Here is a 9,670-nt window from a genome sequence, read left to right as displayed (position 1 = left end):
TGGGGGCAGGCATGCTCGACCTTGCGGTGGGCACACAGACGGCCGGATCGCTGTGCCGGCCGGCCGCCTATTGCGGCGCGGTCGGGCTGAAGCCGGGCATCGGCGTGCTGCCGACCCGGGGCATGACCCCGCTCGCGCCCAGCTTCGACGCGCCCGGTTTCATTGCCCGCGATGTGCAGACTGCGGCGGCAGCCTTCGCGGCCTGCACCGGCGCTGCGCCCCTGGCCCGCCTTGCCGGCGGGCTGCGGCTGGGCCGGGCGCCGCTGGATCCCGACGCGCCGATGTCCGACGCCGCGCTTTCTGCATTGGACGAGGCCGCCGGGGCCCTGAAGGGGCTGGGTCTGTCGCTGGCGCATACCGGGACGGGGCTGTCGTTTGCCGCCATCGTCGCCGATCACCGCACCGTCATGCTGGCCGAAGCTGCCGCCGGGCATGGCCATCTGCTGGACACCGCCGCGGACCGGCTGCGCCCCCGCTTCGCCGCGGCACTGGCCGAGGGGCAGACGCTCGACCGCGCCGAGGTCGCCACGGCACGGCAGCGTCTGGCCGCGGCCCGGCGCCGGTTCTGGGACGAGATGGACGGGGTGGACCTGCTGCTGGCCCCGCCCGTCCCGGACGGTGCGCCGTCACTGGACGCGGGCACCGGATACCAGAACCTGCTGACCCCGTGGACGGTCTTTGCCGGCCCGTTGCTCGCGCTGCCCTGGGGGCTGGACACCCTCGGGCGGCCGCGGTCGGTCATGCTGGCCGCCCGGCCCGGGCAGGAGGCGCTGGTTCTGGCGGCGGGCGCAGCGCTCGCGCCGCTGGCACCGCCGCTGCCCCGCCCGGCCCTGCCGCTGGGCGATCTGATGGCGCAGGTCGGCTAGTCCGCCAGCGCGATCACCGCATCGACCTCCACCGATGCATTGCCCGGCAGGCCGGACACCCCGACGGCCGTCCGGGCATGGCGCCCTGCCTCGCCGAAGACGTCGATGAAGACCTGCGTCGCCCCGTTGATGACGGCCGGGCTGTCGCCAAAGCCGGACAGGCAGTTCACGAAGCCGCCCAGCCGCTGAACCGAGCTGACCCGATCCAGGTCGCCGTCACAGGCCATCCGGAGCGTGTAGAGCAGATTGAGCGCGCACACCCTGGCCGCAGCCTGGGCGGTGGGGATATCGACACCGCCCGGCCCGACCGGCCCCACACAGGTGACCTTGCCGTCCCACTCGCAGATCTGCCCCGAGAGGAACACCAGCGTCCCCTCCCTGCGGAACGGCAGGAAGGCGCCCCGGGGTGTCCAGGGCGGGGGAAACACCAGCCCCAGTTCCTCCAGCCTTTGGTCGATGCGTCCCATCCCGTGCCTCCGAAGGTAAGTGTTCTCTTACCTCAGACGCGTGCCAGCCCGGGCGGGTGCGGTCAAGTCCCGGCCTCGGTGTCAGGGCGTCGCCCACGGCCATCCGCGCCGAGGTATCCCAGCACCATGGCCACGGCATGGTCGCGTCGGGCCCGCGTCCAGGCTGGGTCGGTCAGGTCCGTGCCAAAGGTCGCCGACAGTGTCGCGGCATTGTTGAGGTGGTGCGCGCTGAGCGCGACAATGCTCACATAGAGCTGCAGGGGATCGACGCGCTCACGAAAGGCACCCTGCGCATGTCCGCGCGCAACCAGCCGGCCGATGGCGTCAAGAAGCGGTTGCGACATGTCACGGATCATGCGTGATCGCTGAATATGGCGCCCACCGAGGACGTTCTCGTTCCGCGTCATGCGCAGGAACACGTCATTCGTGGCGAAGAAGTCGAAGGTGAATTCCACCAGCCGCTGCATGGCCTGCTCGGGTGGGCCACTTTCGAGGTCGAGGCTGCGCTCCTGCGCCCGGATACCGGCATACACCTCGTCAAGGGCGGCGAGATAGAGCTGCTCCTTGCTGCCGAAATAGTGATAGAGCATCCGCGGGTTGCAGCGCGCCGCCTTGGTGATGCGCTCGACCCGCGCGCCGTGGAAGCCATGGCGGGCGAACTCCCGCAACGCCACCGCCAGGATCTGCGCGCGCGTCCGCTCGGGGTTGCGTGGCTTGGCTGCCGGCTTGCGCGGTGCAGTGGGGGGACTATCCATCGTCAGCGGCTCCAATGGCAGTTCCATCCGCCGGCCTTTCACTGGCTCGGACCATGGCCCGCCGCAATGCTTGCTTGCTCGACCGTGCCGGGACCGCCAGACCTTCATACCCACTGATGGATTGCGCACAAGGGCGGCGCCCGGGAACGGATCACCCTGTAGCGAACTCACGCACGCACCAGGCAGCCGGACGCGGTTTTCGCCGTCTCACGCGGGGCTTCCTTCCCTCTTGCTTCCACAGTGCACCCCGCATCGGGGTTCGGCAGCCCGCATGCCTTGGGCGTTCCGGGTCAAGAAGGCGCAGCTGGAGCTGCCCGAGCGCCCAGACCGGGAACGGGGTCATGGCTTCGGCTTCGGCCTCGAACATGTCCTGCTGCAGTCCGCCGCGCTGGGCTGCAAGATCGACGGCGGTCAGCACAAGGTCGGCGGGGGCACCCACGAGGACGCCGAGGTGATCGCCGCCACCGTCGCCGGCATGCCCGACGCACTGGGCGGCTAGCGCACGGCCATCCGTGTCGCGGAACTGGCGCGCGCTGGGCTCACCCCCGTCCGGCTGCCGGGCGCCGTGCCGCGCTGTGCGCCGATGGAGGTGTAGCCCAGCCCTGACAGGCGCTGGCGGTAGCGACACAGCTCCTGGTGTTCCCGTGGTTCGGCCTGCATCCGAGCCTCGGCGAGAGCCTTGCCATCGGCGCGGTCTTCACCGGGATCGCGCTCCTGCGCAGCGACGTGCTGCGTCGGCTGTTCGAAGCGGCCAGGACCCGATAGGCTGGCGTCGCCATGCGGGCCGTCCGGTCGGTCACGCTGCTGGCGTTCGTTGCAGAAATGGGATCATGGGGAATGCCCGTCATCGAGTATGTCTATTCGGCTCACTCGGCCTTCGCCTACCTCGGGTCCGCCACGCTGGGCAAACTTTGCGCCGATCACGGCGTGACCCTGATCCACAGGCCGGTCCGGCTGTCTCGGGTTATGGAGGCGCAAGGCGGCCAGCCCTTCCGCGCGCGATCGCAGGCCCATGTGGACTATTTCTTCGGCCGCGAGATCGAGCGGTGGGCGGAGTATCGGGGCGTTCCGATCATCAGTTTCCGGCCGACATATCACGACGCCGACTACAGCCTTGCCTCGGGCATGATCCTGGCGCTCGGAGAGTCCGGCCGGGACACCGACATGATGGCGCACGCGCTGCTCGAAGCCCATTGGCGCTTTGATGCGGACCTGTCGGACCCACAGCGACTGGGCAAGATCGCCGCGGACCTGGGGCACGAGGCGGATGCGCTGTTGAAACACGCGGCGTCGAAACCGGTTCAGGACAAGTTGCAGGAGAACACGCGCTGGGCGTGCGCGCACAACATCTTCGGCTCGCCCACCTACATCGTCGACGGGGACCCCTTCTATGGCCAGGATCGCCTTGAACTGGTCGAGCGGGCGTTGTCTCGCCCCTTCGCGGCATCACGCTGGTCCAATCCAGCGGTGGGTTGACCACGGCCTCGGGCCGATCGAGGCGCGCCGGGCTCCCCTGGTACTGGGTCGAACCGTGACGCGTCAGTCGAGGCCGAGCCTGCAGACGGTGCCCATCGTGGGCAGACCATCGTCGGCTGTTCGAGGCGCTCCAGCCCTCGCCACAGCGCTGCAACGCTCTGGCCATATATGTGCCCTCTTCCCATGACAGGACGTACGTTGCGATCATCAGGCGCGGCGGATGCATGACAACCGGAAGGATCACCAACCAAGAAGCGCTGGCCCTTGCCGCCAGCGACATTCTGGCTCTGGATGGCGCCGGGATGGCAACGCTTCTGGAGGTCGGCACACCCAGTTGCAGGAAACGCCTGAACGCCATGCTGGCTGCCTGGCATCCTGATCGCAATGCCGATCCGGCGGCGGGCGATGTCCTGAGGGTTCTACTCGAATGGAAGTCCAGATCGGCCCTAGCACCTGCCGCGCCGGACATCGCTGAGCCAGCCACCTGCGAAAGGGTTTTTCATCTGACCGGCGGATCGGCGCGCCGCGTGCGCGTTCTCTCCCAGCGACATGCCCATGCCGGCGACATCCTTGTCACACCAGGAACCGTCGCCCGGGTCTTTGCCGCCGAGAATGTGCACCTCGCCGGGGTCGGAGAATGCTTCGTCTCAGCCCTGCCCTTTGCCGACGACCGGATGCGCAAGGACCTTGCACCCGCCTTGCCACAACTGCTGTCGATCCTCCCCCTCGAGGGTGGAGACCGGCTGGAAATCTACCGGCGGCCCCAGGGAAGCATCCTGCTGCAGGATCTCCTTGAGCACGGGGCGAGGACGGGGCGCTGCTTTGCTCCGCAAGACCTCGCGTGGGTCGTGTCCGGCTTGATGAGCATTGCAGAATGGCTCGACTGGGCTGGCCAGGCCCATGGCTGCATCGATGCCACCAGCGTCTTCGTCAACCCCGAGACGCAGGCTGTGGCTCTGCTGGGCGGGTGGGAGTTCTCGGTGCCCTTTGGTCACAAACCCTCGGCTCTGCCGAAGCGCACGCTGGAGCTTCTGCCGCAGATGCAGCTTGGCGGCAGGGCTGACGGGCGTATCGCGCTCAAGCAGATCCAGGCGCTGGGGCGCGACCTGCTGGGGTTCGATGCCGGAGGCGCCGCCTTGCCGGAGCCCGTGCAGCGATGGCTGTCATGGCCTCGAACCGGCGAGGTGCAACGAGATCATGCCGGCTGGATCGCCGCGACCGAAGAGGCGTGGGGGCCCCACAAGCTCCTGGCGCTCGGCGTGTCAGAGCGTGATGTCTACCGCCACTGACCTGGCGCCGTGCATGGTGCCCTGGACTGTGCCGAAGGACGTGGCTGGTTTTCGACGTTGCCGACGGAACCATCATGCGGTGGCGGTCGTTGTCTGGCTTTCTGGTGGATAGCCGTCATGACCCAGGGCAAGGACGTGATCGCGAGGCATCAAGGATACTCCCGTGCCGTGAAGGCGGCCTGGGAGTGTTCCGGCGATGGGCTGGCTAAGGCTGCCGCGGGACAGCACCTCGAGCGCGCCGACATCGCTGCCCTGAGCGGGAATGAAGTCGACTTTCTGTTGGAGATCCACCGGGCCGAGCAGGTTCTGCAGGAAAACATTGACCGCAACAGGAGCACTGCGGGTGATCAGGTCAACGAGGCGAGGCCGCAGGCAGCGTCCAGCCTGTAGACGGTCCCCCGACCCGCGACCTTCTCGGAGATGACGGGCAGTCCCAGCTTCTTCTTCAGCGTGCCGGAGACCATGCCCCGGACGGAATGAGCCGCCCAGCCCGTCTCGACCACGATCTCGGCGGTAGCGGCCCCCTCGGGGCGCTGCAACAGCGCGATGATCTGCGCCTGCCTCGTGCCCGTGCGGGGGATGACGGGCTTCGGAGCATCCTCCGGGCCCGGTGCGGTGGGTTCTCCATCCGCCACCGGCCTGGCCTTGCGCGCCCCGGTCACGGCGCGCGACCACTGGCTCGATGCGGATGGCTTCCAGGCGCAAGCCTGCCCGGACTGCCCCGCGCGGCTGAACCGGCCGCTGACCTGGGAAGGCGTGCAAGTCTGGGACCCGGCGCAACGGCTCGGCGGCCAGCTGCGGATCCTGCCCGGCGCGATGGTCGGCTGGGACATGGGCGCTGCACTGGCGCTGGGCCGGTCGCTCGGCGTGCCGCCGCTCGCCATGGCCGCACTTCTGCCCGCCAGCGAGGCCGTCATGGTTCAGAAACTGAACGCGGCACTGGCGGCGAGTGGCGGCCCGAGCTTCAGGTCTTGATCTTCTCGATCAGCCTGACGCCGGCAAGGCCCTCGAAATGCGCGTCGCAGGTCAGGAGCGTCGCGCCCTGCGCGCGGGCGGTTGCGAAGATGATGGCGTCGGCGGTCGCGAGCTTGTGCTCGCGGCAGGCCTCCGCCGCCGCCAGCGCGGTCTCGGTGTCGAGCGGGACGACGCGGCAGACCTGCGTGAAGGCAACCACCTGATCGGCCTTGTCCTCGCCGACCTCGCGGGTCAGCCACTTCGCCAGCTCCAGCTGGACGATGGTCGGGACGAGCCAGTCGGCCTGTTCGGGCAGATGCTCGGACAGCGCCTCACCCGTCGGCGATCCGATCAGCCACTCGATCCACGCCGACGTGTCGACAAGGATCACCAGACCCGGTCCGAGCGGTCGCGATAGTCGGTGGGGGAGGCCCCGCGCGCGAGACCCTTCAGCGCCTCCCGCTTCGGCACCGGCACCAGAAGGACCCCGGTGCCTTTCGGGATGAAGGCAAAGGTCAACCCGGCCTCCCAGTGCTGCGCCGCCCGGATCGCCTTGGGGATCGAGATCTGGAACTTCGAGGACAGGGTCGCGGTCTCCACCATGATCATACTCTAAACTGATCGATACCGTAGACGTAAGACGAAAATTTGGCGAAAGCAAGGAGACTGGCTGATAACCGAGAAGCCCGTCAGCGTCCGCCTTGCGGCGGTCGGCGGCCAGCAGGTGCGTTCCGAGCTGAAAGGCGTTCGCCGTCCCCCTCTTCGCCCGCGAGGCCGGGCTGTTGCGCCACGATCATCCGGACGGCCCGTGGCTGCCCCTGCCTGTGGTGCCGCTGCTGGAAACCATCGACGATCTGGAGGCGGGGCCAGCGATCCTCGCCGCCTGGCTCGCCGCGCCCATGGTGCGGCGGTCGCTGGAGCGGCAGGCCGACGCGGGCGAACCCGTGCAGCAGGTGATGGTCGGCTATTCCGACAGCGGCAAGGACGGCGGCATTACCGCCAGCGTCTGGGCGATCCACCGCGCGCAGGCCGCCATCGCCGAGGTCGGCCGGGCGCGCGGCGTGCGCATCCGCTTCTTTCACGGCCGCGGCGGCAGCATCGGCCGCGGCGCGGGGCCGACCCACCGCTTCCTCGGTGCCCTGCCGCGGGGCAGCCTGGCCGGCGACCTGCGCCTGACCGAACAGGGCGAGACCATCGCCCAGAAATACGCCAACCGTGTCACCGCCGCGCATGAGCTGGAACTCCTGTGCGCCGGAACGCTGGGCGCGACGCTGGCAGGGGCCGAGGACCCGCCCCATCTGGTCGCCGCCATGACCCAGCTGGCCGCCGAGGCCCGCATCGCCTGGCGCCAGCTGGTCGAGGCCGAGGGATTCCTCGACTTCTTCGCCGAGGCCACGCCCATCGATGCGATCGAGGAAATCCGCATCGGGTCGCGCCCGGCGCGCCGGACAGGGCAGCGCACGCTGGAGGACCTGCGCGCGATCCCCTGGGTCTTTGCCTGGGCGCAGTCGCGCTTCGGCCTGCCGGCCTGGTACGGGCTGGGCGCCGGACTGGCAGCGCTGCGCGAGGCCGACCCGGGTGGTCATCGACGTGGACACGCGCCAGCCAACGATCCGCCGTGCGAACACGTCGATGATCGAGCCATGGGAACGCCACCGGTCCGAGTGACCATGGCGAGGTGCGACGCAGACCGTGCCCGACCAGGTTGGAACATACGTAAAATCGCTCGCCATTGTTCTTGAACCAATGGCGAACAATGGCTCGCCCCAGAGCTGGTTCGGCCGGTCGGCGTGGACGACGCGGTTGACCTTGTCATCCGGGCAGGGTCGTGCGGTGTCGGGGTTGGTCGTCACGACCTTCCTGCCGCGCACCCCCCTCGCAGTCCCATCTCACGCTATCCACCGCTCCTCCGTGCATCGGGCCACTTGGACGCCGGCGCGGTCCAGAGCGAACCAGACCTTCCGGGCGCCTTAACAGGCCGCTGAAGAACCCAGCTCTGGATGGCGGTTGAGGGACATGATTCACCGCTTGGGCGGTTGCCGGAGGGGTTGGGATGCGGGGCGCGGACGAGACGAGCGGGTCGCTGTTCAGCTATGTCGACATCGAAGCGCGGATTCCGGCGCGCCATCCGCTACGGCAGATCCGGAGGGCCGGCCCTCGATCCCGCCGGAGCGGCTGATCCGGGCGAGCCTGCTGCAGATCCTGTTCTCGGTGCGCTCCGAGCGGCAACTGATGGAGCAGATGGATTACACCCTGATGTTCCGCTGGTTCGTGGGGCTTGGGGTCGACGACCGCCCCGGGGCGGCCAGATCCAACAGCGATGGAAGGGAAATCCGTCCAGCCGCCGGACTATTTCAGCGACCTGTTAGAGCCCGCGGTTGGCGGTCCAGACCTCCCGGATCTTCTCTCTCAGCCCGGCGTCGCGTCGCGCCCGCGGCGATCGGCGCGCGGGATCACGTTGTGCAGCCTTACGTTCGTACCAGCTGGACGGGGCGATCGGCAGCGTCCTGCAGATCGGCCTCCGCCAGCGGCCCCGAACCGGTGGCGCCGCGCTGGCTCAGCCCCATATTCCTCGCGGAACTCTTCAATCAACGCAATCATTTGCGGAACGGGCGGTCGAGCTCCGCCTGGGCAAAACATGCGTTCGCCAGTGGGCTTGAACCGTCGCCCATCGGGCTCGAACCGATGGCGCCGCGATGGGCGACCGCCTTCACTGGCTCACCCTTCTTCAGGATCTCATTGGCTTGCCGCAGCTCGCGGTTCTCGCGCTCGCGTTCCTTGATGCGCGCCTTCTCCGCGGTGCTGGGCCCGGGAAGCCGGCCGGTATCGCGCTGAGACTGCTTGTGACCCGGACCCGCAGGCTGTCGGGCGAGCAACCGAGCCTGGCCGCGATGTCGCGCACCGCGGCCGTCAGGCTCGCGTAACTGTCGAGATGGTCGATGACCATCTGCACCGCCCGCGCGCGGAACTCGGCCGGGTACGGGCTCGTCGTGGTCTTCTTCATGTCCATGGGAGGGCATCCTTCGAGAGTTTTGCCCCCCGGCAAGCCCCGGGCAGTTCAGAGGGCCGAACAAAGCCCTTGCCAAGGGGCCATCCATACATGGTTCAAGAACAATGGCGAGGGTCGACGGCGGTCGACGCGGTGCTGGTGGGCAAGGAGCGATGCTTCAACCGCAGCTTCCAGCGGATGTGCTCGCGCCACCTTGTGGAGCCGACAGCCTGCACGCCGGCGGCGGGTTGGGAGAAAGGGCGCCCGACATCACTCGGGGGACGCCCGCAGATCGAACGAAAATCACGCGCTTTTCCAGCCGGTGGACATCACGCAAGCCGACAAGTGGCCCGCGCAGAGCTCCGGCTCGAAGCAGGCTCAGGCGGCCGTTGCCGTCGGCGTGGCGTTTCGCGCGCGACGTCGGCGGAAGGGCGTCTCGGCAACCGGAACGGTCCAGACCCCCGTACCGCCGAGACGGTCGAGGTCTTCCGCCGAAAGCTCGACCTCGTCGAACCCGCTGCCCAGCAGCGCGGCGCGCTGGTCCGGGATCACCCGGCCCAGCGCACGCAAGCGGCCGCGATAGCCCAGCTGCCGCAGCCGACGCGCGAGGCTGAACCCGCGACCGTCCGAGAACCCAGGAAAGGCGATACGGACAAGGCCAAGGCGCGACAGCACAGGTTCCAGCGCGGTCAAATCCACGGTGTTATCGAGATCGAGCGCCAGCGGACCGGCCCCGACGGCCGCGTCACGCAGACCCTCGGGCCGGAGAAAGCTGGCGGGCTCGGGCGCAGGGCGGCCGGAGAGGCTGAGGACAGGCATGGCGGTCTCCATCGGGTTGGCGCGGGACGGGTGCGGGGGCGGCGGGCTTCAGGCG

General features: G+C 68.8%; 13 protein-coding genes, 4 pseudogenes and 1 other annotated feature. Of the genes and pseudogenes, 9 read left to right on the top strand and 8 right to left on the bottom strand.

Going from position 1 to position 9,670, the window contains the following annotated elements; translation table 11 throughout:
- Window positions 1–866 (top strand): amidase family protein (locus CCR87_RS05835; protein ID WP_242511881.1); only part of this gene is annotated, 866 nt, incomplete at its 5' end.
- On the opposite strand, the gene CCR87_RS05830 is transcribed toward CCR87_RS05835, so the two are convergent.
- Both CCR87_RS05830 and CCR87_RS05825 read right to left on the bottom strand, forming a co-directional pair.
- A complete protein-coding gene (locus CCR87_RS05830) occupies window positions 863–1,333 on the bottom strand; it encodes a RidA family protein (RefSeq protein ID WP_201156619.1) in 471 nt (156 codons plus the stop codon). The genes CCR87_RS05835 and CCR87_RS05830 overlap by 4 nt on opposite strands.
- Window positions 1,334–1,395: 62 nt before the next feature.
- Window positions 1,396–2,115 carry a TetR/AcrR family transcriptional regulator gene (locus CCR87_RS05825; protein ID WP_242511880.1) on the bottom strand — a complete coding sequence of 240 codons (720 nt, stop codon included), beginning with the start codon at window positions 2,113–2,115 and terminating at the stop codon, window positions 1,396–1,398.
- Window positions 2,116–2,359: 244 nt separating this feature from the next.
- On the opposite strand from CCR87_RS05825, the pseudogene CCR87_RS05820 reads away from it, so the two are divergent.
- The 5 genes and pseudogenes from CCR87_RS05820 to CCR87_RS05805 form a co-directional block, all read left to right on the top strand.
- Window positions 2,360–2,677, top strand: a pseudogene (locus tag CCR87_RS05820) (hypothetical protein); the annotation flags it as partial.
- A 23-nt stretch (window positions 2,678–2,700) separates the two neighbouring features.
- Entirely contained in the window at window positions 2,701–2,853 is a 153-nt protein-coding gene (locus CCR87_RS17490; protein WP_420850149.1) for a DUF7220 family protein, read from the top strand.
- Between the two features lie 72 nt (window positions 2,854–2,925).
- Window positions 2,926–3,564 carry a 2-hydroxychromene-2-carboxylate isomerase gene (locus CCR87_RS05815; RefSeq protein ID WP_201156618.1) on the top strand — a complete coding sequence of 213 codons (639 nt, stop codon included), beginning with the start codon at window positions 2,926–2,928 and terminating at the stop codon, window positions 3,562–3,564.
- Between the two features lie 224 nt (window positions 3,565–3,788).
- Window positions 3,789–4,853 (top strand): hypothetical protein, encoded by a 1,065-nt coding sequence (locus CCR87_RS05810; RefSeq protein WP_201156617.1) that lies wholly within the window; start codon window positions 3,789–3,791, stop codon window positions 4,851–4,853.
- Between the two features lie 117 nt (window positions 4,854–4,970).
- Window positions 4,971–5,243 (top strand): hypothetical protein, encoded by a 273-nt coding sequence (locus tag CCR87_RS05805; RefSeq protein WP_201156616.1) that lies wholly within the window; start codon window positions 4,971–4,973, stop codon window positions 5,241–5,243.
- Here CCR87_RS05805 and CCR87_RS05800 read toward each other — a convergent pair.
- Entirely contained in the window at window positions 5,201–5,488 is a 288-nt protein-coding gene (locus tag CCR87_RS05800) for a DUF3489 domain-containing protein (RefSeq protein ID WP_420850148.1), read from the bottom strand. The two genes, CCR87_RS05805 and CCR87_RS05800, sit on opposite strands and share 43 nt — an antisense overlap.
- 10 nt (window positions 5,489–5,498) lie before the next feature.
- Between CCR87_RS05800 and CCR87_RS05795 the strand changes: the two genes are divergently transcribed.
- Window positions 5,499–5,828: a DUF7697 family protein gene (locus tag CCR87_RS05795; protein WP_242511879.1), complete on the top strand. Its 330-nt coding sequence runs from the start codon at window positions 5,499–5,501 to the stop codon at window positions 5,826–5,828.
- Here the strand turns inward: CCR87_RS05795 and CCR87_RS05790 are convergent.
- Both CCR87_RS05790 and CCR87_RS05785 read right to left on the bottom strand, forming a co-directional pair.
- Window positions 5,818–6,198 carry a PIN domain-containing protein gene (locus CCR87_RS05790; RefSeq protein ID WP_201156615.1) on the bottom strand — a complete coding sequence of 127 codons (381 nt, stop codon included), beginning with the start codon at window positions 6,196–6,198 and terminating at the stop codon, window positions 5,818–5,820. The two genes, CCR87_RS05795 and CCR87_RS05790, sit on opposite strands and share 11 nt — an antisense overlap.
- Window positions 6,195–6,410 (bottom strand): AbrB/MazE/SpoVT family DNA-binding domain-containing protein, encoded by a 216-nt coding sequence (locus CCR87_RS05785; protein WP_242511882.1) that lies wholly within the window; start codon window positions 6,408–6,410, stop codon window positions 6,195–6,197. The genes CCR87_RS05790 and CCR87_RS05785 overlap by 4 nt, the downstream gene beginning before the upstream one ends.
- Before the next feature lie 179 nt (window positions 6,411–6,589).
- Here CCR87_RS05785 and CCR87_RS05780 point away from each other — a divergent pair.
- A pseudogene (locus tag CCR87_RS05780) lies at window positions 6,590–7,327 on the top strand (phosphoenolpyruvate carboxylase); the annotation flags it as partial.
- Between the two features lie 57 nt (window positions 7,328–7,384).
- Here the strand turns inward: CCR87_RS05780 and CCR87_RS17175 are convergent.
- Window positions 7,385–7,777 (bottom strand): annotated as a pseudogene (locus CCR87_RS17175) (IS3 family transposase); the annotation flags it as partial.
- 83 nt (window positions 7,778–7,860) lie between these two features.
- On the opposite strand from CCR87_RS17175, the pseudogene CCR87_RS05775 reads away from it, so the two are divergent.
- A pseudogene (locus tag CCR87_RS05775) lies at window positions 7,861–8,099 on the top strand (transposase); the annotation flags it as partial.
- A gap of 196 nt (window positions 8,100–8,295) precedes the next feature.
- Window positions 8,296–8,450: a sequence feature (AL1L pseudoknot), on the bottom strand.
- Here CCR87_RS05775 and CCR87_RS05770 read toward each other — a convergent pair.
- Window positions 8,405–8,683, bottom strand: coding sequence for a hypothetical protein (locus tag CCR87_RS05770; RefSeq protein ID WP_201156622.1), 279 nt, complete (start codon window positions 8,681–8,683; stop codon window positions 8,405–8,407). Its footprint overlaps the feature before it by 46 nt.
- Before the next feature lie 491 nt (window positions 8,684–9,174).
- The gene (locus tag CCR87_RS05765) at window positions 9,175–9,615 is read right to left on the bottom strand and encodes a DUF934 domain-containing protein (RefSeq protein ID WP_201156612.1); all 441 of its coding nucleotides are present in this window, start codon (window positions 9,613–9,615) and stop codon (window positions 9,175–9,177) included.
- Window positions 9,616–9,670: the final 55 nt, after the last annotated feature.

Source organism: Rhodobaculum claviforme, from assembly GCF_016653255.1.
Lineage (GTDB): Bacteria > Pseudomonadota > Alphaproteobacteria > Rhodobacterales > Rhodobacteraceae > Rhodobaculum > Rhodobaculum claviforme.
The sequence above is the reverse complement of the archived record's forward strand: the minus strand, read 5'-3'. Positions and strand labels throughout refer to the sequence as shown.